Below are 25442 nucleotides of genomic sequence, written 5' to 3'. Positions count from 1 at the left end.
GCGCTTCACCTCTTCATCTTTGGATCAAGCGCATCTTGCAAGCCATCACCTAAATTGTTAAAGCAAAACATCGTGAGTGAAATAAAAAATGCCGGGAAAAATAAACGCCACCAATGTCCATTGTCTGACAGCACAGTCGGCAAAGCGTCATTAGCCATCACGCCCCAGCTTGCAAACGGCGCTTGAATACCTAAACCGAGAAAGCTTAGGAACGCTTCAGCAAATATCGCGGTCGGTACAGTCAGGGTCATTTGGACGATAATCGGCCCCATCGTATTCGGCAGCAGGTTGCGGCGAATGATCCGCAGGCTTTTGGCACCAAAGGTCTTTGAGGCAAGGACATATTCCTGGCTTTTCAGCTGAAGAACCTGACCTCTCACAATTCTTGCCATTCCAATCCATCCGGTGACAGTGAGCGCTACAATAATAGTGACTAGCCCTGGCCCCATCAGCACCATCAATAAAATGACGACCAGTAAATAAGGAAGTCCGTAGAGCACCTCGACAATCCGCATCATGACATGGTCATAGCGTCCACCTTTATAGCCGGCTATGCCCCCATAAATTACACCGATGGCAAAATCAATCAAGGCTGCCATGACACCCACAAATAATGAAATACGGGCTCCGTACCAAGTACGTGTGAACACATCTCGTCCAAGCTCATCTGTTCCAAACCAGTGAGCAGCCGAGGGCGGCAGATTTTGCATCGAAAGACGCTGCTCTGTCACACTATTTGGCGCAAGCAATGGGCCTAAGACTGCCATGACAAAAAGAAAAATCAGAACCGATAGGCTAAACATCGCAAGCTTATTTTGCTTCAGCCGCCTCCATGTATCTGCCCAATAGGAAAGAGATGGTCTTTTAATGGCATGGGCTTCCTTTTTCTTTTGCTCTCGTGGAGAAAACCATTCGTCCGGCACTTCAGGATGCCTATTCGATGGATCGTGCTGAAGGTGTATACTCATGCCTTTCCTCCTTTCTGATGCAGCTGAATCCTTGGATCAAGAAGACGATACGCCACATCGACAATGAAGAGAAGTGTGATTAAAATAATGCTGTAAAAAACAGTGGTTCCCATGATGACAGGATAATCACGGTTGTTAATACTCTCGACAAAGTATTTTCCCATTCCAGGAATGGCAAATATTTTTTCAATGACAAAACTTCCTGTTAAAATACTTGCGACAAGTGTTCCAAGAATAGTTACAACGGGTAAAAGTGCATTCCGAAGCGCATGTTTAAATACAATTTTAAAGGGAGAAAGTCCTTTTGCTTTGGCCGTACGGATATAGTCTTGCGACAGCACTTCAATCATGCTCGATCTCGTTAACCTGGCGATAATGGCCATTGGACTGACAGCAAGGGCGATTGTAGGCAGCACCATATGCATTGGACTTGTCCACATCGCTGTAGGAAAGAGCTGCAAATTGACAGCAAGCTGCTGAATTAATAAGGTAGCAAAGATAAAGTTTGGAATGGATATACCGAATACAGCAATCGTCATGGCGATGTAATCAATCAAACCATTATGCCGGAGGGCAGCCATAACCCCTAGCAGGATGCCAGAGATAACAGCAATCAATATTGAGATAAGACCAAGTTCTAATGAGACTGGGAAGCCTCTCGCCAATAGATCATTGACACTTTCAGAAGGCTTTTTAATGGAAGGACCAAAATCAAAGGTAACAATGGATTTTAAATAGATGACATATTGAACATAGAGTGGTTCGTCTAAGTGATAGTAGCTTTCGAGGTTTCGCTGGACGGTTTCGTTTGTATTTCGTTCTTCATTGAAAGGCGATCCTGGGATGACCTTCATTAAAATAAACGTTAAAGTCGTAATCGTTAAGATCGTAGCGATCATCGCAATAAAACGCTTGAGCAAAAAGCTGGCCATCTGCTGTCTCCCCCTCACTTAACAAAATGTTGTACGTGCGGCAAGCTCTGTCATGACAAGCATCGCTTGATAAGCTTCTAATATATTGTCTGCTTGGTACGTCACCGTCGTTGTTCCTTCTATGATGGCAGTACCCGGCATTAAATTCGCCCATTCAGCTTGTCCATAATTGGCAAACTCAATCTTAAGCAGCGGCTGATCAGGAGGCGTCAGCGGCTTCATTTGATCAATCTGTTTCATCGCGGCTTCCACTTGCTGTGAGATTTGTTTATTGACTTTGGCTGGAGATAAGCATTTCACAGCAGATCTTGAGATGGTCTCTTTCACTGCCACTGTTTTCACACCAGGCATCAGCTTTTCTGCCTCACGTGCTGCTTGATCATCTCCGCAAACAAGAATCACCGGCACACCATAGTAGCCTGCAACATACGCATTAAAGCCCATTTCGCCAATTGGATGATCATTTATGTAAAAATGTCTGACCCCAAAAATCATACTGTGCGACATCACACCTTTCATTGATGCCCTTGCATGATAGCCTAAGAAAACAGCTGCATCATAGGTTTGATCCAATCCTTGCACCATTGAATAAGGCTTTACGTCACCTGATATGAGAACTGCCTCTTCATGCAGTTCTTCGATCAAAAGATTATTCATTTTAGAATGACTGTCATTCACCAAAATGTCTGTGGCACCATGCTGGACAAGCGCCTCTACACAGGCGTTCACTTCACCGGTCATAATGCGTCTGCCACGCTCGTAGTTATGCTGTTGTGAATCAACAAATGTATGATCAGCTAGACCAGTAATTCCCTCCATATCGACAGATAGATAGAGCTTCATTCCCATCCCCCTTTAATTAAACATAAAATTTGTGTATATTTTTCTAAATTTTCTAAAAAATTATATGAGAACTTGATTGATTTTTCAATACAATGTCCGAAAATAAGGAGTTTAGACTTAGATAATACAGGTCAAAAGACTTTTTTAGAAAGGATTTTTTTAACAAATAAAACACCACTAACTATGTCTTTAGTGGTGTTTATCCGCTTCGTTGATCTGAGATTTCAGCTGTTCATATTTCTTTATGGTTTGTGTAAATAAATCATCAAACATCTGAGGCGCCTGCTGTTGAATGACCTCAGCACCTTCTCCTGTAATTCCCCCTTTTGTCGCCACTCTATCGACAGTTTCAGCAAAGGTTAGGCCTCGTTCTACGAGAACCTGGCCAGTTCCTAAAAGGGCATACGTTAAAAATTCATTCGCTTCCTCTAAGGAAAGATCACTATTTCTCACAGCCGCTTTCGCCATTTCTTCAAAAAGAGCAGCGATAAAACCAGGAGATGAGCTTGTCAAATTGCTCGCCGCATCAAATCGGTCTTCCTCTACCTCCCTGACGATACTAAAAGCTGAAAGCAGCCGGTGCAAGCGCTCCTTGTCCTCACGTCCTGCGGCTGCACCATGCGCAACAAGAGATACGCCTGTCCCAACAGCTGACGTGAGCGTTGGGATGTATCTGGATACTGGCTGTGTTGTATGCGCCTGTAACTTTTCTAATGTTACAGCTGCTGCTACTGACACAATATGTACCGCTCTCCCTTTAGAAGGCAGCTGATCCAGAACATTTAGTACAGCAAGCGGCGGCACGCAGACAAACAATATATCACATGACGCAGATAGTTCCTCTAATGAACAAATGTTGATTTCTTGTTGCTTTTCTTTGAGCTGATGAAGGCGCTCCGTTTCACTTCTTGTATGGATCATGATTTGATGAGCATCTAGCACCCCATTTTCCAGCCACTTTTGCACCATCATATCAGCCATACTTCCATATCCAATGATTCCAATTGTCTCCACAGTTTAATCTCCTCTATCTTGCTTAGATTCACTACTTATTTTAACAATTTCCCACAATGTTTTCATTTTTATCCCACACTTTTTTCATACGATAAAGTCAGTCCCCACCACATACGGTAAAACACCCAAACACATACATGAAAAAATCATTGAAAGAGAGTGATTGAAATGACACAGCACAAAGATGACAAACAAACAATTGAACAACCTCAAAAACAGAAAAAGCCAAACGGCTGGTTTAAGCCATTTCTCAGCGGTGTTGTAGGCGGTACATTAGCGTTAGGTGTCTACGTTCTTACGCCATATGCTCAGCATTCATCAGACAGCACCGCAAATGATTCGGCAGCAAAAACAGAAGCAGTATCGACAAATCACACAAATTCGTCAAAAACAACAGCCGTCCAAACATCAAATTCATCAAGCAACATCTCCAGCATGGTCGAAAATGTATCACCAGCTATTGTCGGCATTACAAACTACCAAGCGCAAACTCAAACAGACACGAGCTTTGGCGATTTCAATACGCCTTTTGATGAATTACCGCAAAACAAAAGCAGTCAAGAGGAAAAAACCGGTACAGGCTCAGGAGTCATTTTCAAAAAATCAGGCAATAAAGCCTATGTCTTAACAAACAACCACGTCATTGAAGGGGCAAACAAACTAACCGTATCCTTACACGATGGCAAAACCATTGAAGGAAAACTGGTTGGAGCTGATCCGCTCACTGACTTAGCCGTTGTGGAAATTAGCAGCAGTCATGTGACAAAGGTTGCGGCATTAGGCAATTCCTCCTCACTGCGTGCTGGAGAAACCGTCATTGCAATCGGAAACCCGCTTGGTGAAGATCTTTCAAGAACGGTGACACAAGGAATTGTCAGCGGCGTCGACCGAACAGTCTCTATGAACACATCAGCAGGCGAAAGCAGCATTAATGTCATTCAAACAGATGCAGCCATTAACCCAGGTAACAGCGGCGGCCCGCTTCTGACGACAGACGGAAAGGTTGTGGGGATCACGAGTATGAAAATATCTGAAACAGGTGTTGAAGGCATTGGGTTCGCACTGCCAATCAATGATGTCAAACCAATTGCTGATCAGCTTCTCGCAAAAGGAAAAATTGAACGTCCATATATCGGCATCAGCATGCTGGATCTCGAACAAGTTCCAGATGTGTATCAGAAAGAAACTCTCGGACTCAAAACCAGTCAGCTCGATAAAGGCGTTTACGTCAAAGATATCGCCGCAGGTTCACCTGCCGCCAAAGCTGGCTTAAAGTCAGAGGATGTCATTACCGGCATCAATGGGAAACAAATCAAAACTGGCAGTGAATTACGTCATGAGCTATACACGAATGCAAAAGTAGGGGACACCGTGAGCATCACCCTCATTCGAAACGGAAAACAAGAAACAAAGCAGGTCACATTAACACAATCTGAATCTAAGCAGGTCAGTTCCTAATAAAAAAACAGCTCAGTTGATGAGCTGTTTTTTTATGACGACTGAATTGGCGTTAATCTTTGTTCAATTTCTGCTCGTTTATGCTCTAGGAACGGCGGAAGGGCTAATTGATCACCAAGTTCGTCCACCCCTTCATCCACTGTAAACCCAGGGCCATCTGTTGAAATTTCAAATAAAATACCATTTGGCTCTCTAAAGTAAAGAGCTTTAAAGTAAAAGCGTTCTACAACACCAGAGTTCGTAAAGTCTGCTTTTGAGATTTTTTCATACCATTTTTCAAGCTCCTCTGCATCCTTCACGCGAAATGCGACGTGATGCACACTTCCTCTGCCGGAACGTTCAGAAGGCCCTTCTGTTTTTTCCATCACATGAATTTCTGTTCCAGCACCGCCATTTCCTGACTCAAAAATGGTCACGATCTCTCCATTATTTGATTGTTCACGTGCTCTTTCAGTGAAACCAAGGATGTCCGTTAAAACACGGATCGTCTTGTCAGCTTCTGCAACGGTTAATTCAACTGGACCTAAACCTCTAATCGCAAACTCTGCCGGAATATCGTCATGCACTGGCGGTGAGCCTGCCTCTTGCGTATTCGGTTCTACTGTTAAAAACAGCTGCTGCCCTTCTGGGTCTTTAAAACGCAAAGCAGGTCTTCCGCCTCTCAAAGAAGCTGTTTCTTGCTGCACGCCTTTATCTTCAAACCTCTTTTCCCAAAACGTGAGTGCCTCTTCAGAAGAAACGAGAAGACCTGTGCTTGTGATCGCATTCGTCCCTTCCAAACGGCGGGCAAGCATTGGAATTTCAAAGAATGTAAGCTCTGTTCCTGGTGAAGCGACCTCATCTCCATAAAACAAATGATACATAGACGGGTCATCCTGATTGACTGTTTTCTTTACAAGTTTCAAGCCAAGGATTTGGCGGTAGAAATCAACATTTTTCTGAGCATTGGCTGTTAACGCAGATACGTGGTGAATCCCATTGATTTTCATTATTTTCACTCCTATTTTAAATTATCTCGAATTCGAGATAATATCCTTATGAATAAAATAGTTCATTTTTCAAGAAAAGTCAACCATTTGGCTGCACGTTTACTGGATGTTCGGTTTCCGGTCATTAAATTAACATTTAATCAAGAATAAACTTTAAATGTTCGTTTTTAACACAACATTTACCCTAATATCTCCAATAAATGAACACTTTCAAATACAAATACGAAAATCAGAAAATTTTTTTAATTCTTGTTTTCCTAAAATCGTATTACAATGAACAAAATACATGTCACAGTAACGTACGAAAGTGATGCAGGAGGTCGTGTGTAATGAACAAAGAACAACCAGCGTTAAAACAAGACATCGGCTTATTTTTCGCCCTATCTCTTGTCATCGGGACCATTATCGGGTCAGGCGTCTTTATGAAGCCAGGCAACGTCCTTTCCTATTCAGGAAGCTCAGACATCGCCTTATTCGCTTGGCTGTTAGGTGGGATCTTAACCCTTGCAGGCGGACTGACTGTCGCTGAAATTGGTACACAAATCCCGAGAACCGGCGGTTTGTACGCCTATCTTGAAGAAGTGTATGGTGAATTTTGGGGCTACTTATGCGGCTGGGTGCAGATTATTATTTACGGACCAGCCATCATTGGTGCACTTGGTCTTTATTTTGGTTCATTATTAGCCAATTTATTTTCTCTTTCGACTTTATGGTCTACAACGATCGGCATTATCACCGTTTTATTTTTATGTATCATCAACATCATGGGAACAAAATACGGCGGATTTGTTCAGGGGCTGACCACTATCGGAAAGCTTGTCCCAATTGCCGCTATTATTGTGTTTGGCATATGGAAAGGTAACGAAAACATCTTGATGGCCGTCAACGATAGTATCGCTCAAATGAACTTCGGTGCAGCGATTTTGGCTACGCTGTTTGCCTATGATGGCTGGATTTTACTTGCGGCGCTTGGGGGAGAAATGAAAAACCCTGAGAAACTGCTGCCTCGCGCGATGGCAGGCGGAATTTTAATCGTGACGGCTTGTTATCTCTTTATTAATGTCGCACTTTTGCACGTGCTGCCAGCTGATCAAATCGTCCAGTTAGGTGAAAATGCGACAAGCACTGCTGCTACCATGCTCTTTGGACCAATTGGCGGGAAAATCATTAGTATTGGGATCATCATCAGCATCTTTGGCTGTTTGAACGGCAAGATTCTTTCATTCCCACGTGTGATTTTTGCGATGGCAGAACGAAAGCAGATTCCTTTCGCCAATGCGATTTCGCGGATTCACCCAACGTTTAAAACACCTTGGATCGCTGTATTTGTGCAAATTTTGATCGCCATTGTGTTTATGATCGTCAGTAATCCAGAGAAGCTGTCTGAGGTCTCGATTTTCATGATCTATATCTTTTATGTGATGGCCTTTTTCGCCGTCTTTAAGCTGAGAAAACAAAACAGCGGAATGAAGCGTGCTTACAGTGTACCACTTTACCCGCTGACACCGATCATTGCGATTATCGGTTCATTATTCGTTTTAATCAGCACCATGATCACCGATTGGAAAAGCTGCCTGATCTCCATGCTGATCGGGATGGCTGGACTGCCTATTTATTATTATATGAAAAAAGCACAAAAAAAAGCAGAGCACTAATCAGTGCTCTGCTTTTTTTCCTTCTTCTCAGCGTAATAGAAAACCTTTGTAGTCTAGGAAAGACGAGTACCGGAGCGGAGAAAATGTGACATTCGTGAGCACAGGAACGGAGGACTGACAAAAAATGCGAGGGTTTGCCTACACGCTGAAGCAGAGCGCTAAAAGGTCTCTGCTTCATTTTTTATATTGTTTGATCACTTTGTATGATTCGTTTAAATATCTCATCAGCCGGTATGGCTTACTAAGCACGCGGATTGGGAGCCTTGAGATAAATCCATTCAGGTTCGACTTATATTCCTGCGTGATCCGCTTTGGCTTTGTCGCTATTTTCTCGTATACTTCCTTGTAAAATTCCTTCATGATGTCGACTTGCACACTGATCTTTTGATGACACTCTGTACACTCAACGCTTTTCATCTGATCATTCACATAAACGATGCTGTGGAGGGTCTCTTCTTGGCACCGAGTACAGTGTAGGTTTGCTTCCATTTCGGTTTTCTTCAAGATACACAGCTCCTTTCTCGTTTGATGTTGCTCTTGTTATACCATTCGAACGCTGCCAGCCTTTTATTGAACGGATGCTTCCTTTAAAATGGCTGCCGCCGTTAGTTCGTCTGTCACCAGTACTTGGATGAAGCCGCCATTTAAAGCCCCTAAAATGCTCTCAGCTTTATGGGTTCCTTCTACAACAGCGATGACCGTTTTGACGCTCTTTAATTGTTCCAGCGATAAGCCAATGACCTTTTGATTCAGTTCATCTTGGACAGGTTTTCCTTCTCCATCAAAGAAACGAAAGCCAATATCACCGACAGCCCCTGATTGCCTTAAACCAGATAAGTCCTCTTCTTTTAAATAACCGACTGTTTTTAAAGTTGACCCTTTATGCGGGTTGCCAATACCGATGAGGGCAATATCCACATTTCTGCCTTCTTCAAGCACAGCTTCTATGTCCTGCATCGCCATAAGCCGTTCTTTTAATTCTTCTGTTTCTAAAATCGCAGGGGCATATAAATAGGAACACGTGCCGTTCATTTTCTTTGCCAGCTCATATGCCAGCTGATTGGCATGAATGTCGACCGCCTGCCTGCCCATTCCGCCCTCTAAAGGAATGACCTTCACATCGTTTCTTCGTTCAAACGGATATTCTTTGACAAGTTCAGCAAGCGTCGTGCCCCATGAAATACCGATTTTCTCCGCATCTTTCATGTTTTTAGACAAATAATAGGCGCCTGCTTGACCGACTGCCCGCTTCACCATCTCAGACATTGTCCCGACACTTGGGACAACGACCGCATCTGTTAATTGAAAGGTTGTTTCTAGCTGCTTTTCAAGTTCCACCGTATGAATGCTTTCGTCTTTAATGTACACTTCAACGATTCCCACATCTTTTGCTTTTTGTAAGAGCTTTGAAATGACTGGTCTTGAGACATTGAGCTTTTTTGCAATTTCCTGCTGCGTCCACCCGTCTGTATAATAAAGATGAGCAACTTTGACGAGCTGTCGTCTTTCTTCCCAATTCAGCATGTGACATCATCCTTTTAATATACTATGATTACCAGTATACCAAACATTCGTTTCCAATTGGAACAATTGTTATGAAAATGACAAAAAGAGCGATTAACTCTCCGCTCTTTTTCCCTCAGTATATTTCGGCTGATACGTTCTCCCTCCGTCTAACAGGATCATTTGTCCGTGCAAATAGCTCCCCTCGCCACGTGTGAGAAATAAAGTGAGCCCTGCGATATCCTCAGGCTTTCCTAATCTTCCAATGGGAATGAGAGATTGCAGCTGCCGTTTCTCCTCTACAGTAGGATAGAGAGTATCAAGCATTTGAGATTCAATTACGCGGGGGGCAATCACATTGATGCGTATTTGATGCGAGCCTAGTTCCTTTACGAGCGAACGCATCAATCCAAAAGCCCCTGCTTTTGATGCATAATATTGAATACCGCCGCCTGATCCGGTGATTGCCGATCCCGATCCAATAATGACAACACTGCCTTCCTGCCGCTTACACATATAGGGTGCCAACGCTTTGATGCAATAGTAAAGACCATATAAGTTCACAGCCAGTGTCTTTTTCCAAAGTGAAAAATCGACTTCTAAAAAAGGCAGTGATTTTGTCATCCCTGCTGAATACACAAGGTGAGCAATACCGCCCAGCTCCCTTTCAGCTGCTGATATCATTTGCTGAACACTTTCCCACGATGAAACGTCAGCTTGAAATATCAGCAGCTGAGGATACTGTGTCTTTAAGAGCGAAAGTCCCTTTTCGTCTATATCTGACACGGCGACTTGGTGCCCTTCTTTTAAAAACCGCTCAGCAATTTCTTTTCCGATCCCTTGGGCTCCGCCAACGATGAGAACTGGTTTTTGAACATTAGCCAGCACTCTCACCCCCATCAAGCATAATCGCCACGCCATCTGTAAATGCACCATAGGATGTACTGAGGAACACCGTCATATGGGCCACAGTCTCCTTAATTTGCTCTGTATCAGGAACCAAATGGAGAGGCGGCGGCAGCAGCGCAAGCACCCGGATGCCTTTGTCTTTAAATTCTCTCGCTAACCCTTTTGTCATGGCATTCAGCATAGAATTCGATGTAGCATGTGAGATCCCGCCATCACCTGTGATACTGCCTGATGACGATATATTAATGATGCAGCCTTGCCTCTGATCAACCATATGCCATACGGCAGCCTGACTGGAAAGAAAAACGGTATTTACAGCCGATTCCACTTCATCCACCCACTCATCAGGGCTCACGTCATCAAGCTCTGCGTCCGCTCCTTGCTCTGCTTGATTGACCAAAATATCCAGTTTACCGCATGTATCAATCACTTTCCTCAGCATCCGTGTGGCATCACGCGGCGTTTCCAGCGGGTTCTGAATAATACTCGCTTGACCGCCCATTTTTTGAATGTCTTCACGAATGGTTTTAGCCTTTGATTCATCATGAAACGTGTGTAAAAAAACATGTGCACCTGCCCGGGCTAAAGCCAGGCAGATGGCTTCTCCAAATCCATCTGTGCTACCTGTCACAAGTGCCGCTTTCTGATGAAGCTGGACGTGCACATGCATCTCCTCCCTATCCCTTGTTTGGCCATTATTTTCTCAGCTTACTCACGATATCAAGTGCTGCTTCATAAAAACCTTCTGAGATGGTCGGATGCGGATGAATCATTTTCGCCATCTCTTCTGCTGTTCCTTCTAAATACATAAAGGAGGAAGCTTCTGAAATCATCTCTGTGACGTGCGGGCCAACCATCGTCGCACCAATCACTTCACCATAGGCTGTATCGTATACCAATTTAATAAAACCTGTTTGCTCGCCTGCCGCTAGTGCTTTACCGCTTGCCGCTAAATCAAATCGTTCTGCCCGCACGTTAAGTCCTTTGGCTTTTGCCTCTTTCTCAGTCAGACCAACACTTGCTACCTCTGGTAATGTATAAATACATCTAGGCATGATATCAGCATTCATTTTTTCAGACACACCGCAAATATTACTGACCGCAACAGCGGCCTCTGCCATCGCTGCGTGAGCCAGCTGATAGCCGCCAGCGACATCCCCAACTGCATAGACACCTTCCACGCTTGTCTGCATCTTGTCATTCACCTTGATAAAAGGACCATCCAGCTGAAGGTCAAGCTGGCTGACGGCAGAAACGCTAGGTCTTCTTCCTACACAAACAAGCAGTCTTTCAGCCGTAAAGATATGCGTCTCTCCTTTATCGTCTGATGCATGAACCGCTTTGACTCCTTCGCTTTCCGTCACCTCTGTCACAGTGGTTTTCTTCGCGATATGGATGCCTTTTTTCTTTAATTCTCTTTCTAGCAGCTTAGATGCTTCCTCATCCTCTTGCGGAATAATAGACGGAGCCGCTTCAATAATCGTGACTTTTGATTGAAGACTCTGGAAGATACAAGCCAGCTCAAGTCCAATGACACCGCCGCCAATGATGACGACAGAAGCCGGAATATCTGGGATGTCAAAGATCGTATCACTTGTGTCAAATTGAATGTCTTTAAGACCCGGTATTGGCGGAATGGCAGGTGAAGATCCAGTGGCAATGATGAGCTCTTTCGTTTCGATCGATTCTGCCCCATCTTGCTTTTCAATCTCAATCCGGTGCTTTGTAACAGCTGTACCTCTGCCGTTATATACATCAATCTTTCCTTGCTTTAATAAAAAGGCAATTCCGCCTCTGAGCTTTTCAATGACGTCATCTTTGCGCTTTCTCATTTTATCGAAGGAAAGGACCAAATCACCTGTTTCAATTCCCCAGCTTTTCGCCTTCTCAATTGATTCAATGACTTCTGCATGTTTGAGCAGTGTCTTTGAAGGAATACAGCCCCGATTTAAACAAGTACCGCCTAGAAAATCCTCTTCAATCAATGCGACCTTCCGTCCACGCTCAGCTGCTTGAAGGGCGGCAGTATACCCGCCAGGCCCTCCGCCAATGACTGTCAGATCATACGTTTTCGTCATCCGATTCATCTCCTACATTAGCAATTCAAATGGTTGTTCAAGCACTTTTTTAAGATCTGTTAAAAAGGCAGCCGCTGGTGCGCCATCTACCACTCGATGATCAAACGATAAACTAACACCCATCATCGGCCGCACCTGAATTTCTCCATCTACTACAACAGGTTTTTCTTGAATGCGCCCAACCCCTAAGATCGCCACTTCCGGCTGATTAATAATCGGGGTAAAGGTATCAATGGCATACATCCCTAAGTTACTAATAGTAAAAGTGGACCCTTTCAGCTGGTCTGGCAGCAGTTTTTGGTCACGTGCGTTTCGGCCGATTTCTTTCGCCTCTTTTGTCAGCTGTTTCAACCCTTTTTGGTTCGCATGAGAAATGACTGGAACCATTAAGCCATCTTTTACAGCGACAGCGAGACCAATGTGCACATCATCATGGAAATGGAGCTCATTTTGTTCAAACGTCATATTGATATGCGGGTGGCGCGTGAGTACGTTGCTGACCGCATGAATGATAATTTCTGTAAACGACAGTCTGTAGCCTGTCCCTTTTTCAATCGCTGGCAATAGCTGTTTGCGTATTTCTTTCGCTTTTGTCATATCGATTTCACTTGTTAATGTCACGTGCGGTGCTGTAAAGGCACTTTGTGACATGCGATCAGCGATCACTTTTCTCATACCAGCTAGTTTTTGTGTTTTCACTGGAGAAGTTTCTGCTGTTTGTACAGCTGTTGCCGTTACATCACTCTTCATAATTTTCCCGTTTGCACCAGATCCAGCAACATTCGCTAAATTGATTCCTTCACGAGCAGCCACTTTTTCTGCAAGCGGTGACACGCGCTGCTCTTTCTCACTAGAGTGGACGGCCGCCTCGACGTCCCGCTTTTGAACTCTGCCATTAGGTCCTGTGCCAGATACCTCGTGAATCGCTACATGATGATCCTTTGCCGTTTTTCTCGCCGCAGGTGTGGCACGTACTTTTTCATTAGGTGTTTTTGGGGCTTCAGCAGAACTGGAAGAAGCCGCGTCTGATGAGGACGATTCGCTGCTGCCTGGTGAATCTTCATCTGATTGTGCTGGCGGTTCGCTTGGCACCTGTTCATTTGCCTCTCCGATATATCCAATGACAGCATTGACTGGAATTTGATCATCGGCTTCATAATATTTCTTTAGAAAAATACCATCATCATAGGCTTCCACCTCAATATTGATCTTGTCTGTCATAATTTCAAAAAGAGGCTCACCGATTTCAACCGAATCTCCTTCTTCTTTAAACCATTGAAGCAAGGTGCCGACTTCCATCGTACTGCTCAGCTTCGGCATAAATATCTCTTTTGGCATGATCTTCTCCCCTTTACTTAAGAGCGCACAAGCTCTTTTGCTGCTTCAATAATATCTGGCACTTGTGGAATGACCGCTTTTTCCAGCGTCGGGTTGTATGGTATTGGGACCGCAAGACCGCCAAGTCGTTTAATTGGAGCATCTAAGTAGTCAAAGGCTTCACTTTCCGCTATCATACTTGCAATCTCTCCGCCATAGCCGCCTCGTTTTACCGCTTCATGAACGACGATACATTTACCTGTTTTCTTCACAGATTCGATAATCGTTTCTTCATCTAATGGGACGAGTGTTCTTGGGTCAATGATTTCAACATCGATTCCCTCTGCTTCTAGTTCCTTCGCCGCTTCTAACGCTTTGTGTACCATAATTGCTGTTGCTACAATCGTGACGTCTTTCCCGCTTCTTTTCACATCTGCTTTCCCTAGAGGAATGGAATATTGCTCTTCAGGCACTTCACCGATTGTTTTATATAAAAGCTTGTGCTCGTAGAAAATGACAGGGTTGTCATCATCCATCGCCGCTTTTAAAAGTCCTTTTGCATCATAGGCTGTTGAAGGCTGAACCACTTTAAGTCCTGGAATATGCGCCATCCACGCTTCTAAGCTTTGGGAGTGCTGCGCCGCTGCACCCGTTCCTGATCCTGCTGGTGTTCTTACGACAAGCGGCACCTTTCCTTTTCCGCCAAACATGTATCGTGTTTTGGCTGCTTGGTTCACAAGCTGATCCATTGCAATTGTAATAAAGTCAGAGAATTGAAGTTCTAAAATCGGACGCATACCAGTTAAAGCCGCTCCGACTGCCCCACCTGCGATGGCAGCCTCTGAGATAGGTGTATTGCGAACGCGCTCTGGCCCGAATTCTTCAATCATGCCGCGCGTGACACCAAAAGCACCTCCATATACGCCGATATCTTCACCTAAAATGAAGACATCTTGGTTTTCTCTCATTTCCTGACTCATAGCCTCTCGAACGGCTTCTAAATATGAAATCTCTCTCACTGTTGTTTTTGTCACGTGATTCCCCTCCTAATTAGGCGTATACATCCTCTAATAGTGTGTCAATTGACGGTTCTTTACTTTTTTTGGCGAATTCGACAGACGCTTCAATTTCCTGCTTTGCTTCTTCCTGTAAGCTTGCTGCCTGCTCTTCTGTCAAAACATTCAGTTCAATCAAGAGAGACTTAAAGCGCTTGATTCCGTCTTTTTGTCTCCACTCTGTCTCTTCTTCACGTGTACGGTATTTTTTCGCATCACTCTTAGAGTGACCCTTCCAGCGGTACGTTTTCATTTCAATGAGCGATGGGCCTTCTCCCGCTCTCGCACGGCTGACTGCTTCATCTACTGTGTTCATAATTTCGACCATGTCATTTCCATCAACCGTTTTCCCTGGCATTCCGTAGCTTTCTGCTCTTGTTGAAATGTCTTCAATGTTGATCATTTCTTTCACAGGGCCAGACATGCCGTACTGGTTGTTTTCACAAATAAACACAACCGGTAAATCCCAAATGGATGCAAGGTTTAATGCTTCATGGAAGCTGCCTTCATTTGTGGCACCATCTCCGAAGAAACAAAGAACAACAAAGTCTTCCTGCTTCATTTTAGATGTGAGCGCTGCACCTGTTGCCAGCGGGATACCGCCGCCAACGATTCCATTTGCCCCAAGATTTCCTTTTTCTAAGTCCGCAATATGCATGGAGCCGCCTTTTCCTTTACAATAGCCGGTTTCACGTCCAAACAATTCAGCCATCATTTTATTGACCTCGGCCCCTTTTGCAATACAGTGACCGTGTCCTCGGTGTGTGCTGACGATCTTATCTTTATCTTTTAACACGGCAATCGATCCAACAGCTGATGCTTCCTGCCCAACACATAAATGAGTGGTGCCATGGATAAGTCCTTTTGCAAAAAATTGATCAACCTTTTCATCAAAATATCTCACTAACCACATTTGTTTATATAAATCTGCTAATTTCTCATGACTAATCTGTTCAGGCAAAGTGATTTGTTTTTGCATTTCTTCTCTCCCCTTTACATTTGTTCTTACATGTTACATTTGTAATCATCATACGTTTAAGTGTCATCGAAGTCAAGCATTTCTCTCTCATTTTTAAGCGTTTTCATCTTTTATCAGAAAAAAAAAGAAAGGCAAAGCCCTTTTCCAAAGAACTTCTCTTTCTCTTTTAATCTCATACACTCATTCATCTGGATACATCATGATTTTGACGCTCTCACCCTCTGGATGCCTCGCACATTCTATCGCCTGAAGCAGCTGGCTTAACGGATAACGATGCGTCACCATCTTTTCAGTGTTGACTACTTTTGCTTTCAAAAGCTCAAGGGCTTCACGATAGTGATATGGATGAGAGGAATAGGCTCCTACTACCTTCACTTCATCATTGAAAAATCGTTCAGCAGGAATAGCCACATCTCCCTTTGGAAAATGAGCAAACACCAAAATCGTCCCGCCTCGCGCTACAGCCTGAAACGCCTCTTTTAAAAGTGCACTGCTCCCAACAGAAATAATAACGAGGTCTGCTCCCTTTCCATTTGTTTCTTTCATCACACGGTTTTCCACCGGCTCAGCTGCTGGATGGAAAGCGACATCTGCACCTAAACTCCTCGCTTGCAGCAGCCTGTTCTCATTCACGTCTGTTATCATCACTTTCCCAGCCAAATAATATTTGGCGAGCTGCAATTGAATACAGCCAATTTGCCCCGCTCCAAGGATCAAAACGGAATCTCCTGGATGAACAGGTGCTCGTTCAAATCCGTGCAGGCAGCAAGCAACCGGTTCTACCATCGCCCCTTGCTCATACGATACATCTTTTGGAAGCTTGCCCATCGTGTGCTTGACATGCAAAGCAGGTACACGGATATATTCTGAAAACCCGCCCGGCTCTACATTTGTGGCTGTAAACTGCGGACACATCGTATAAAATCCCTTTTGACAAAAGTCACAGGTGAAACAAGGCACATGATGCGCCACATAAACCCTGTCTCCCGTCTGGACATTTGTCACACGCTTGCCGGTCTCGACAATATCACCAGCGATTTCATGCCCCAGCACTGTCCCAGGAGGTACTGTCTCATGTGTTGCTTTGTAAATATCCGTTCCACATAAGCCGCAGGCTCGCAGCTTTAACAAAACTTCATCATCACCGATGACTGGCCGGTTCCGCTCCTCATACCGAATGTCCTCTGAAGAATAAAAGACAGCTGATTTCATGTAGCGGCATCCTCCTTTTCATCACCCTTCGCAAAATCCTGTAACGTTTGAACAAGCTGCTTGTACTCACTCATCTCGCTGGATATCCAGTAACGCCCTCCGAATATACGAGATGGCCCCACCCTGACATAGACTTTCCCGATATGAGGATAAGGCTTCAAAAATAGCTTTCCTTTAATATCAGAAACTGCATATGTGTGCCATCTTCCAAAAGCCCCTATCTTCAGTTGATCTTCACTAATGATGACGCTTGTCGGCTGGTTCAGTCCTGTGATACTAGAAAGCATGAGAATAGGCAGTGTATAAACGCCTAACACAGCTAACGGCTCAGGTCCTGCTGACCATAACGTATAAAGAGACCAGAGAAAAAACAGACAAATGAGCACAGCCGGAAGAAAAATAGACAACACTGCAGACGTTCGGCTATAAGCGTGATGCTGCATAAGACTTCCTCCTTCAGATCACTAGAAGGAGCCCGAAAGCTCCTCCTTGAAATAGTCTTCTACTTGATATGATTGATGATTTTCTCGATATCATCTTCAATACCAAATCCAGTTAAAAAGGATAATGTTTGAATCACAGGTGTCCCTTTTGTATCACTTACAGGCGTTGTTGTCACGATTAAATCAGCACCCTCTGCTTTTTGCGGGACTTCAGATGCCTTACACTGTTCCACCACGACATCATATCCTTTTTCCTTTAACGTCTCTTCTACCTTTTTAGCGACAACCGTTGATGTTGCAACTGCCGTTCCGCATGATACTAATATTTTCTTCGCCATTAGAATCCCTCCAGCTCATTTATTGTTCTTTCTGATCTAAGCCCATTTCTTTTGCATACTGCTTTTTAATATCATTTCGCACCCAGTACCATAGAAGCCCATAAGCCAGAGCACAGATGATGGCTGCAATAAAGTAAGGGTTGCTCGGATCAAGAAGTCTCACCATGATCCAAGGAATGACGTGAGAACCAAGGTCAATACCTGAAATCATGTTTGCCCCTTCTGGGAAATCAAAGCCGACTGCTTTCCCCATTGTTGTCGCAAGCGGAGCAAGGTTCGTTGCGATAAAGAAGACAATCATTAATGTAAAAATACTGTTAATAAGGCCGCGAATAATATTTCCACGAGCGGCTGCTACTGCCCAGACAACTGTAAATGGCAGAACCGATAAGTCAGCAAACGGGAGCATGCCATTGTAAGGGAGAACAACTGCGAGCAAAATCGTAATCGGCACCATTAAAAGGGCTACCGCCATATTCGCTGGATGACCAATCACAATCGCTGTATCTAAACCAATATAGACATTTTTCCCTGGGAAACGCTTTTGAATATAAGAACGAGCGCCCTCAGAGATTGGAATGAGTCCTTCCATTAATAGCGCAACCATTCTTGGCATTAAGACAAGAACTGCCGCCATTTGAATACCGAGTGTCATCACGCCTTTTGCATCATAGCCGCCGAGAAGACCAATAATGATACCAAGTATGAGACCCATCACAAGCGGTTCACCAAAGATGCCAAAGCGTTTCTTCAATGTTTCTGGATCAGCATGAATTTTGTTTAAACCAGGGATCTTATCAATGATGCGGTTGGACGCATACATCAGCGGGGCGAAGTTGACCGTTTCAGCATGAGCCATCGATACGCCTTTTAATCCGAAATGGTGTTCAATTGTCGGCGCCGTCCAATCGGCTAATTTTAGCGTGATCGCAGAGACAATCAAGCCAACAGCAAGAGCCAAGAACATATTATGATAAGCGTAGTAAGTAACAGAGGCTGCGAAAATCAAATGCCAGAAGTTCCAAATATCCACATTCAGCGTTTTCGTAAAGTTCACGGACAATAAGATGACATTTAATAAAAGCACAAGAGGAATCATGAGCGGGGCAACGGGTGTACCAAAGGATATGGCAGCTCCAATCGGCCATCCAACATCCAAAATATCGAGCTTTAGCCCAAGGGAATTAACCATGGCTTTCGCTGCTGGCCCAAGACCGCTCACGAGCAAATTAATGACAAGATTGACACCAACAAATCCAATCCCGATCGTAATACCGGCCCTGAAGGATTTCTTAAAGCCCTGCCTTAAAATCATACCGAAAAGCGTCATAATAATCGGGAGCATAATAGTTGGTCCAAGGTCTAATATAAAATCGACGGCTTGCTTGATCATACATCCACCTCCTGATTTTTTCAGATAAAGCGCTTACATATTTTCGTGAATGACTATTGGTTTAGTTCTTGCTGAAGCACGTCAACCGCTTCTTCATAAGATGTCATATAAGAGAGCTTCGTCATCACTTCTTCTTTTCTAAAAAGTGTCATCAGCTTCTCAAGCATCACAAGCTGTTTGCTAGGCTCAGAGATTGCTAGGACAAACACAATTTTGGCTTGCACTGTTTCATCAGGGCTTCCCATCTTATGAAAAATAACAGGTTCCTTTAAAGTAGCTACACTAATCGCCGGTTTGTTCACATGCTCAGGATCTGTATGCGGAATCGCTACCCCAAAGGCTGCAAGTGGAAGGCCTGTAGGATATGTTTTTTCTCTTTCAAGCACTGCTGGTAAAAAGCTCGATTTAATGTACCCTCCAGCTTCTAACCGCCCTGCTAAATATGTGGTCACCTCCTCTCTCGAAGATGCTTCGAACTGCAGCTTAATCAGTTGTTCATCTAACTCAAACAAGCTGTTCAAACAACCACCCCTTTCATTTGATATAAATATGAACACATGTAACAAAAAGAAAGAACATTTTAGAATAGAACCTTTTATAAAACGCTTACAATTATGCGTTCTGAAAAATGTTCAATACTGTTACCTTTGTAAAGATATTATAATATTCAAAATTATAAGTCAATGTCCCTAGGGAAATTTAAATAAAAAAAGACGCAGTGATCACTGCGTCTCTTCCTTCTAACCTTCTATACTGCTTGTTAAATGTGGCTTCCTATATCTAAAAATTCAGATACAAATAGATTGTCTGTCTGTACTGCCATTTCTTCCTTTGTACCAATTTTTTCGATTCTTCCTTCATTCATCACCACAACACGATCAGCAATATCGAATGCTTCTTCTTGATCATGTGTCACAAAAATGGTGGTCATTTGAAAGTCACGATGGACTTTTTTCAGCCAATGCCTTAATTCTTTCCTCACCTTTGTATCAAGTGCGCCAAAGGGTTCATCCAACAGGAGTGCCTTCGGCTGAACGGCAAGTGCGCGCGCCAGTGCTACACGCTGCTTTTGCCCGCCTGACAGCTGATCTGGATACCGCTGCTCATACTGCGTAAGCTGAACAACCTCTAAAAGCTCATGTACCCGCTCTTTGATGTCTTTTTTAGGCAGTCTTTCTCCTCTAGGTTTAATTTTCAGTCCATATGCCACATTATCAAAAACCGTCATATTTCGAAAAAGCGCATATTGCTGAAACACAAAACCGATCTGCCGTTTTCGTACTGGAATGTGTGTGTAATCCTGATCTCCGAATAAAATCTGCCCGTTATTGGCGTAATCAAGACCTGCAATGATTCTTAATAACGTCGTCTTTCCAGAGCCAGACGGTCCTAATAAAGAGATCAATTCCCCATTTCTTATCGATAAATCCACGTTTTGCAAAACCTTTGTCTGACCAAATTGTTTTGATATTTGTTTTGCGGTAATTCCCAAGACCGATCCCTCCATTTATGTTGACCGCTTGCCAAGCCGATGATCCCTCTGCTGAATGATTTGCTTAATGATTAAAGTAATGACTGCCACAAACGCCATGAGAGACGCCACAGCAAAAGCGGCTTGAAATTGGTACTCATTGTATAAAATTTCGATATGAAGCGGCATCGTATTGGTCATCCCTCGAATATGACCTGATACAACCGACACGGCACCAAATTCACCAATCGCTCTTGCCCCGGCTAAAATAACACCGTAAAAAAGAGCCCATTTGATATTCGGCAGTGTCACAAAGAAAAAAGTCTTCCATCCGTTTGCACCAAGTGTGAGCGATGCTTCCTCCTCATGAATGCCTTCATGCTGCATAAATGGGATTAATTCTCTAGCAATAAACGGAAATGTAACGAATATGGTAGCTAGGATCATGCCTGGTACAGAATAAATGACTTTCCATCCATTCGTCATAAGCCAAGGTCCTAAAAGCCCGTTTGAACCAAATAAAAGCACAAATACAAGTCCAGCAATCACAGGCGAAACAGCAAACGGGAGATCAATCACAGTCGTTAACAAACGTTTTCCGCGGAAATTAAATTTTGTGATAAGCCATGCAGCACTCACCCCAAAGATCATTTGAAGCGGCAAGGTGACGACGACAATGAAAACGGTCAATTTGATCGCCGCGAGTGTATCTGGATGTGAGATGGCCAGAAGGTATGAACCCCACCCTTTCTCAAATGCCTTTGAAAACACGGCGATCAGCGGTATGAGTAAAAATAAAATCAAAAAAGCATACACGACCGTAATCAATAGGATTTTCACCGCTTTTGATTCGGTTACAGGACTTTTATACTGAACATGGTGCCGATGACTAAGCTCTCTCTCCAATGGTTTCACCTCACGTATACTTGTTTTTTCCGCTCAACATACCACTGAATGCCGTGAATCAATAACAGGATGAAAAATGAAAGAAGCAGCATCAAGCATGCAATCGCTGCTGCACCATGATAATCATATTGTTCAAGCTTGGACATGATCATCAGCGGTGTAATTTCTGTTTTAAACGGAATATTTCCAGCAATAAACACAACAGAGCCATATTCACCTAGCGCTCTTGCAAACGCAAGTGAAAATCCAGTCATCACCGCAGGAAACAAGGCCGGCAGCAGTATGTGAAAAAAGGTCTGTCTCCTTGTCGCACCAAGAATCGCCGCAGCCTCTTCCACTTCCTGCTGCAGCCCCTCTATCACAGGCTGAACGGTTCGGATAACGAATGGAATACCAATAAAAATCAGTGCCAAAATAATCCCAATCGGTGTGTACGCCACCTTTATATGCAGAAATTGACCAATCCATCCATTAGGAGAATAAAGGGTGGTGAGGGCAATACCCGCAACAGCTGTTGGGAGAGCAAAAGGCAAATCAATGAGAGCATCTAAGATTTTCTTTCCAGGAAATGTGTACCTGGCGAGAACCCAGGCAATCAGTACACCAAACCCTGCATTGATGAGAGCAGCTGCAAAGGAAGTCGTCACGGTCAACTGAAGCGACTTCAATACTCTTGCATCGGTAAAAACCTTCCAAATCCCCTCTGCTCCTAATGAAGCCGTCCAAATAAATACCATGGATAAAGGAATGACGACAATCGCACTCACATAAACGAGCGTCACCCCAAGGCTCAGCCCAAACCCAGGCAATATACGTTTTCTTTTATTGGCGGCTGCATGTGCTTTCTTCATCACATCGCCCCCTATTTTTGTCTGATGTATATTTGATCAAATAAGCCGCCATCATCAAAAAATCTTTTCTGCGCCTTTCTCCACCCGCCAAACGCTTGATCAATCGTCACCATATCAATCTTTTTAAACTGGTCTTTATATTTGTTTAAGACTTCTTGATTTCTAGGGCGATAATAGTTTTTCGCCGCAATTTCCTGCCCTTTTTTAGAATATAAATAATCTAAATAAGCCTTCGCCACTTTCTCTGTTCCTTTACGTTTCACATTTTGATCAACGACCGCAACAGGCGGCTCCGCTAGAATACTAATTGATGGGGTGACAATTTCAAATTTGTCTTTGCCTAGTTCGTGCTGCGTTAAATAGGCTTCATTCTCCCATGCAATTAACACATCCCCAAGTCCGCGTTCAACAAAGGTCGTTGTGGCTCCGCGTGCACCTGAATCAAGGACTTCGACATGTTCATATAGCTTTTTGACAAAACCCTTTGTTTTTTCTTCATTCCCATGAAATGTTTTATCGGCGTAGGCCCATGCAGCTAAGTAATTCCATCTCGCACCGCCGGACGTTTTCGGATTTGGCGTAATGATGGATACACCTGGCCGGATCAAATCGTCCCAATCTTTAATATTTTTGGGATTCCCTTTCTTCACAAGAAACACAATGGTCGATGTATATGGTGTTGACTGATTTGGAAATTCTTTTTGCCAATCTTTCGAAAGCAGTCCGCGATCTGCAATCGCATCAATGTCATATCCTAAAGCCAGTGTTGCCACATCTGCCTCGAGTCCATCAATAATCGATCTTCCCTGCTTTCCTGATCCACCATGAGACTGCTTGATCGTGACATCCTCACCTGTTTTGTCTTTCCAATACGTCTGAAAGGCTTGATTGTATTCCTGATACAATTCACGTGTAGGATCATACGAAACATTTAACAGCTCAACCTTTCCCTTTTGCTTTGAAGCTTCGTTTGCGTTTGAGCATGCAGTACTCGTCACAGCCAAGACTAATATAATGGTCACGACCCAGACCCATTTCCACTTTTTCATGTTATCCCGCTCCCCCGTTATCAAAAATAGTGACACCAACCTTGCCGTTTCATACGCAAAAAAGACCCTTAGCCACCTGAAATACATCACAGTCCTGTACTTCAAATTGCCAAGAGCCTTCGGTTGTCCGATCAGCTATGTATGATTGATGTTAGTCTATATATTATTCAAACTATTCACAGGTGTCAACTCTGTTTTTTTCATTTAAACAAAAAAAGAAACGCCATCTTGAAGAGGCGCTTCTTTTCCCGGGAAATGGTTTTTAATCAGCAGATAGCTTTAAATTGACACCGACAGCGGTTCCATTTCTCGAGGAGTCAGCTACTCCTGTAAATGTCCCTGCTTTCCGATCAATGAGTAAGGCTTGCACATTTCCTATATCAATAGGTGAACTGCCAAAACGGTGACCCATATCATTTAGCTTCGTTCTCACATCAAGGGGAACACCTACTTCGTAACGGTAAGAAGTTGTACTGTTTGTATAAATCCGCGGCTCTTCCACCGCATCTTGCAGCTCCATGTCGTATTCAAGCAAGTTTAGGATCGTTTGTGAAACAGAAGCAATAATGGTCGTTCCTCCAGGTGAGCCCACAGTCATGACCGGCTCGTTATCTTTGAATATGATGGTCGGGGTCATACTGGATAATGGACGCTTATTCGGCTGGACTTCATTTGCTCCGCCTGGTCTTGCGTCAAAATCTGTTAGTTCATTATTTAAGAAAAAGCCATATTCCGGAACAAGAATCCCTGTACCAAATAACTGTTCAATGGTTGTTGTGAATGACACGACATTTCCCCACTGATCGGCAACAGTAAAATGAGTGGTCTCGCCAATGGTTTTATCTTCTGGCTGCGGGATAATTGGGGATGGATTTTTTTCATCCTCATACGCCCATGGATCTCCTTCTTTCGGGTTTTTGTTCATTTGATCTAATTGAATGAGAGAAGCTCTTTTTGAAATGTAATCATCGTCTAGTAGTCCTTTTAGTGGAACATCTACGAATTCGGGGTCGCCTGCATATGCAGCACGGTCAGCATAGGAGAGATGCATTGTTTCAGCTAGCAGCTGATATTTTTCGAATGATTTGGGGTCATATTGTGATAGATTGAAGTGATCTAGTATTTTGAGCATTTGCAGCATAAACACACCGCCTGAGCTTGGTGGAGGCATACTGGCAAGCTGGTATCCTTTATAGTCCCCCCAGATAGGCTTGTCAGTCTTGGCCTCATAACGACCAAGGTCATCAGTAGTCATCGTTCCGCCAAAATCTTGGACTGTCTTTGCAAGTGCTTTTGCTACTTTTCCTTCATAAAATGCTTTGCTTCCTTTTTTTGCAATGAGCTTAAATGTTTTCGCAAGACCTGGCTGTACAAGCAGATCACCTTCTTTGAGCGGCTGATCATCTGGAAGAAAGATTGGCGCTGCAGCCGTTTTTTTCAGCTTTTCTTGATGATCTTCAATGGCTTTTGCCAGAACAGAATCGATTTCAAATCCATCCTCTGCAAGCTGAATGGAAGGCTCAATCAATTCCTTCATCGAACGGGTTCCCCACTTATCTAATGCTGCTTCGAGACCTTTTACTGTCCCTGGAACACCAACCGCATTACCGTGTGTGGACCGCTCAGCAAATGGGATGACTTTTCCCTCATCCGTTAAAAACATGTCAGGTGTTGCGCCCTGTGGTGCTCGTTCTCTACTATTGATGATGGATGTTTCTTTTGTCTTTCCATCATAAACCATCATAAAACCACCGCCGCCAATTCCAGACATCATTGGCTCTGTCACATTCAGTGCGTACTGGATGGCAACAGCAGCATCCACTGCGTTTCCACCTTTCTTCAATACATCAGCACCTACTTCTGATGCCAGCGGGTGAGCAGTAGCCACCATGCCATCTTTACCAACAGCTACTTTACTCCCATGAGATTCGTTCGCATTGACTTGGCTGACAGGCAGAAAAAACGAGAAAACAAACAGACATATGGACAAAACAGTTAGAGAAATGCGTTTCATCAACAACACCCCTTCCATATTCTTACTTTGACCTTACCGACTTCTTGACCAGAATACAATAGATT

25 protein-coding genes are annotated in these 25442 nt (G+C 43.8%); 2 read left to right on the top strand and 23 right to left on the bottom strand.

Going from position 1 to position 25442, the window contains the following annotated elements:
* Nucleotides 1–5 precede the first annotated feature (5 nt).
* The 4 genes from BAE31_RS15820 to proG all read right to left on the bottom strand — a co-directional run bounded on the left by BAE31_RS15820 (nt 6) and on the right by proG (nt 3757).
* Nucleotides 6–968 (bottom strand): ABC transporter permease, encoded by a 963-nt coding sequence (locus BAE31_RS15820; RefSeq protein ID WP_076840921.1) that lies wholly within the window; start codon nt 966–968, stop codon nt 6–8.
* Nucleotides 965–1900, bottom strand: coding sequence for an ABC transporter permease (locus BAE31_RS15815; RefSeq protein WP_041105958.1), 936 nt, complete (start codon nt 1898–1900; stop codon nt 965–967). The genes BAE31_RS15820 and BAE31_RS15815 overlap by 4 nt, the downstream gene beginning before the upstream one ends.
* An 18-nt stretch (nt 1901–1918) precedes the next feature.
* The gene (locus BAE31_RS15810) at nt 1919–2743 is read right to left on the bottom strand and encodes a M55 family metallopeptidase (RefSeq protein ID WP_076840920.1); all 825 of its coding nucleotides are present in this window, start codon (nt 2741–2743) and stop codon (nt 1919–1921) included.
* A gap of 189 nt (nt 2744–2932) precedes the next feature.
* Nucleotides 2933–3757 carry a pyrroline-5-carboxylate reductase ProG gene (gene proG / locus BAE31_RS15805; protein ID WP_076840919.1) on the bottom strand — a complete coding sequence of 275 codons (825 nt, stop codon included), beginning with the start codon at nt 3755–3757 and terminating at the stop codon, nt 2933–2935.
* A gap of 168 nt (nt 3758–3925) precedes the next feature.
* Between proG and BAE31_RS15800 the strand changes: the two genes are divergently transcribed.
* Nucleotides 3926–5215, top strand: coding sequence for a S1C family serine protease (locus BAE31_RS15800; protein ID WP_041105952.1), 1290 nt, complete (start codon nt 3926–3928; stop codon nt 5213–5215).
* A 32-nt stretch (nt 5216–5247) separates the two neighbouring features.
* Here the strand turns inward: BAE31_RS15800 and BAE31_RS15795 are convergent, their stop codons facing one another.
* The gene (locus BAE31_RS15795) at nt 5248–6204 is read right to left on the bottom strand and encodes a ring-cleaving dioxygenase (RefSeq protein ID WP_076840918.1); all 957 of its coding nucleotides are present in this window, start codon (nt 6202–6204) and stop codon (nt 5248–5250) included.
* Between the two features lie 329 nt (nt 6205–6533).
* Here BAE31_RS15795 and BAE31_RS15790 point away from each other — a divergent pair, with 329 nt between their 5' ends.
* Complete coding sequence (locus tag BAE31_RS15790; protein WP_076840917.1) at nt 6534–7859, top strand: APC family permease; 1326 nt, start codon at nt 6534–6536, stop codon at nt 7857–7859.
* A gap of 174 nt (nt 7860–8033) precedes the next feature.
* Here BAE31_RS15790 and BAE31_RS15780 read toward each other — a convergent pair whose 3' ends face one another.
* The 18 genes from BAE31_RS15780 to ggt form a co-directional block, all read right to left on the bottom strand.
* Nucleotides 8034–8363 (bottom strand): hypothetical protein, encoded by a 330-nt coding sequence (locus BAE31_RS15780; RefSeq protein ID WP_024426788.1) that lies wholly within the window; start codon nt 8361–8363, stop codon nt 8034–8036.
* A 63-nt stretch (nt 8364–8426) separates the two neighbouring features.
* Entirely contained in the window at nt 8427–9383 is a 957-nt protein-coding gene (locus BAE31_RS15775) for a sugar-binding transcriptional regulator (protein ID WP_024426787.1), read from the bottom strand.
* 93 nt (nt 9384–9476) lie between these two features.
* The gene (locus BAE31_RS15770; RefSeq protein WP_076840915.1) at nt 9477–10262 is read right to left on the bottom strand and encodes an SDR family NAD(P)-dependent oxidoreductase; all 786 of its coding nucleotides are present in this window, start codon (nt 10260–10262) and stop codon (nt 9477–9479) included.
* The gene (locus BAE31_RS15765) at nt 10240–10941 is read right to left on the bottom strand and encodes an SDR family NAD(P)-dependent oxidoreductase (protein WP_249895871.1); all 702 of its coding nucleotides are present in this window, start codon (nt 10939–10941) and stop codon (nt 10240–10242) included. Before BAE31_RS15765 ends, BAE31_RS15770 begins: the two co-directional genes overlap by 23 nt.
* 25 nt (nt 10942–10966) lie before the next feature.
* On the bottom strand, nt 10967–12349 hold the full coding sequence (gene lpdA / locus BAE31_RS15760) for a dihydrolipoyl dehydrogenase (protein ID WP_076840913.1): 1383 nt from the start codon (nt 12347–12349) through the stop codon (nt 10967–10969).
* 12 nt (nt 12350–12361) lie between these two features.
* Entirely contained in the window at nt 12362–13687 is a 1326-nt protein-coding gene (locus BAE31_RS15755) for a dihydrolipoamide acetyltransferase family protein (RefSeq protein ID WP_076840912.1), read from the bottom strand.
* Nucleotides 13688–13704: 17 nt separating this feature from the next.
* Complete coding sequence (locus BAE31_RS15750) at nt 13705–14685, bottom strand: alpha-ketoacid dehydrogenase subunit beta (RefSeq protein ID WP_034281944.1); 981 nt, start codon at nt 14683–14685, stop codon at nt 13705–13707.
* Nucleotides 14686–14716: 31 nt separating this feature from the next.
* Nucleotides 14717–15700 (bottom strand): pyruvate dehydrogenase (acetyl-transferring) E1 component subunit alpha, encoded by a 984-nt coding sequence (pdhA, locus tag BAE31_RS15745; RefSeq protein WP_076840911.1) that lies wholly within the window; start codon nt 15698–15700, stop codon nt 14717–14719.
* Between the two features lie 180 nt (nt 15701–15880).
* A complete protein-coding gene (locus tag BAE31_RS15740) occupies nt 15881–16912 on the bottom strand; it encodes an alcohol dehydrogenase catalytic domain-containing protein (RefSeq protein ID WP_076840910.1) in 1032 nt (343 codons plus the stop codon).
* The gene (locus BAE31_RS15735) at nt 16909–17355 is read right to left on the bottom strand and encodes a hypothetical protein (protein ID WP_076840909.1); all 447 of its coding nucleotides are present in this window, start codon (nt 17353–17355) and stop codon (nt 16909–16911) included. The genes BAE31_RS15740 and BAE31_RS15735 overlap by 4 nt, the downstream gene beginning before the upstream one ends.
* 59 nt (nt 17356–17414) lie before the next feature.
* Complete coding sequence (locus BAE31_RS15730) at nt 17415–17693, bottom strand: PTS sugar transporter subunit IIB (protein ID WP_076840908.1); 279 nt, start codon at nt 17691–17693, stop codon at nt 17415–17417.
* A 19-nt stretch (nt 17694–17712) separates the two neighbouring features.
* Nucleotides 17713–19086 (bottom strand): PTS galactitol transporter subunit IIC, encoded by a 1374-nt coding sequence (locus BAE31_RS15725; RefSeq protein ID WP_041105932.1) that lies wholly within the window; start codon nt 19084–19086, stop codon nt 17713–17715.
* A 53-nt stretch (nt 19087–19139) separates the two neighbouring features.
* Nucleotides 19140–19607 (bottom strand): PTS sugar transporter subunit IIA, encoded by a 468-nt coding sequence (locus BAE31_RS15720; RefSeq protein WP_041105930.1) that lies wholly within the window; start codon nt 19605–19607, stop codon nt 19140–19142.
* Between the two features lie 239 nt (nt 19608–19846).
* Nucleotides 19847–20578 (bottom strand): sulfate/molybdate ABC transporter ATP-binding protein, encoded by a 732-nt coding sequence (locus BAE31_RS15715; RefSeq protein ID WP_052462925.1) that lies wholly within the window; start codon nt 20576–20578, stop codon nt 19847–19849.
* Between the two features lie 15 nt (nt 20579–20593).
* Entirely contained in the window at nt 20594–21463 is an 870-nt protein-coding gene (gene cysW, locus BAE31_RS15710; protein ID WP_076840906.1) for a sulfate ABC transporter permease subunit CysW, read from the bottom strand.
* Nucleotides 21464–21468: 5 nt separating this feature from the next.
* Nucleotides 21469–22314, bottom strand: a complete 846-nt coding sequence (cysT, locus tag BAE31_RS15705) for a sulfate ABC transporter permease subunit CysT (protein WP_041116359.1) — start codon at nt 22312–22314, stop codon at nt 21469–21471.
* Between the two features lie 11 nt (nt 22315–22325).
* Nucleotides 22326–23363 (bottom strand): sulfate ABC transporter substrate-binding protein, encoded by a 1038-nt coding sequence (locus BAE31_RS15700; protein ID WP_076840905.1) that lies wholly within the window; start codon nt 23361–23363, stop codon nt 22326–22328.
* 262 nt (nt 23364–23625) lie between these two features.
* Nucleotides 23626–25377 (bottom strand): gamma-glutamyltransferase, encoded by a 1752-nt coding sequence (gene ggt, locus BAE31_RS15695; protein ID WP_076840904.1) that lies wholly within the window; start codon nt 25375–25377, stop codon nt 23626–23628.
* Nucleotides 25378–25442: the final 65 nt, after the last annotated feature.

Source organism: Bacillus sp. I-2 (assembly GCF_001974945.1).
GTDB classification, from domain to species: Bacteria; Bacillota; Bacilli; order Bacillales; family Bacillaceae; genus Bacillus; species Bacillus safensis.
Note: the sequence above shows the minus strand (reverse complement) of the source record. Positions and strands in the feature narration are given on the sequence as shown.

Bases quoted from the DNA above. Each gene is read 5' to 3' on its own strand.
- BAE31_RS15790 (WP_076840917.1), top strand. From the start codon at position 6,534: ATGAACAAAGAACAACCAGCGTTAAAACAAGACATCGGCTTATTTTTC.
- BAE31_RS15735 (WP_076840909.1), bottom strand. From the start codon at position 17,355: ATGCAGCATCACGCTTATAGCCGAACGTCTGCAGTGTTGTCTATTTTT.
- BAE31_RS15755 (WP_076840912.1), bottom strand. From the start codon at position 13,687: ATGCCAAAAGAGATATTTATGCCGAAGCTGAGCAGTACGATGGAAGTC.
- BAE31_RS15740 (WP_076840910.1), bottom strand. From the start codon at position 16,912: ATGAAATCAGCTGTCTTTTATTCTTCAGAGGACATTCGGTATGAGGAG.
- BAE31_RS15775 (WP_024426787.1), bottom strand. From the start codon at position 9,383: ATGCTGAATTGGGAAGAAAGACGACAGCTCGTCAAAGTTGCTCATCTT.
- BAE31_RS15730 (WP_076840908.1), bottom strand. From the start codon at position 17,693: ATGGCGAAGAAAATATTAGTATCATGCGGAACGGCAGTTGCAACATCA.
- BAE31_RS15770 (WP_076840915.1), bottom strand. From the start codon at position 10,262: ATGGGGGTGAGAGTGCTGGCTAATGTTCAAAAACCAGTTCTCATCGTT.
- lpdA (WP_076840913.1), bottom strand. From the start codon at position 12,349: ATGACGAAAACGTATGATCTGACAGTCATTGGCGGAGGGCCTGGCGGG.
- BAE31_RS15810 (WP_076840920.1), bottom strand. From the start codon at position 2,743: ATGAAGCTCTATCTATCTGTCGATATGGAGGGAATTACTGGTCTAGCT.
- BAE31_RS15800 (WP_041105952.1), top strand. From the start codon at position 3,926: ATGACACAGCACAAAGATGACAAACAAACAATTGAACAACCTCAAAAA.
- ggt (WP_076840904.1), bottom strand. From the start codon at position 25,377: ATGAAACGCATTTCTCTAACTGTTTTGTCCATATGTCTGTTTGTTTTC.
- BAE31_RS15815 (WP_041105958.1), bottom strand. From the start codon at position 1,900: ATGGCCAGCTTTTTGCTCAAGCGTTTTATTGCGATGATCGCTACGATC.
- pdhA (WP_076840911.1), bottom strand. From the start codon at position 15,700: ATGCAAAAACAAATCACTTTGCCTGAACAGATTAGTCATGAGAAATTA.
- BAE31_RS15765 (WP_249895871.1), bottom strand. From the start codon at position 10,941: ATGCATGTGCACGTCCAGCTTCATCAGAAAGCGGCACTTGTGACAGGT.
- BAE31_RS15725 (WP_041105932.1), bottom strand. From the start codon at position 19,086: ATGATCAAGCAAGCCGTCGATTTTATATTAGACCTTGGACCAACTATT.
- BAE31_RS15700 (WP_076840905.1), bottom strand. From the start codon at position 23,363: ATGAAAAAGTGGAAATGGGTCTGGGTCGTGACCATTATATTAGTCTTG.
- BAE31_RS15820 (WP_076840921.1), bottom strand. From the start codon at position 968: ATGAGTATACACCTTCAGCACGATCCATCGAATAGGCATCCTGAAGTG.
- cysT (WP_041116359.1), bottom strand. From the start codon at position 22,314: ATGAAGAAAGCACATGCAGCCGCCAATAAAAGAAAACGTATATTGCCT.
- BAE31_RS15795 (WP_076840918.1), bottom strand. From the start codon at position 6,204: ATGAAAATCAATGGGATTCACCACGTATCTGCGTTAACAGCCAATGCT.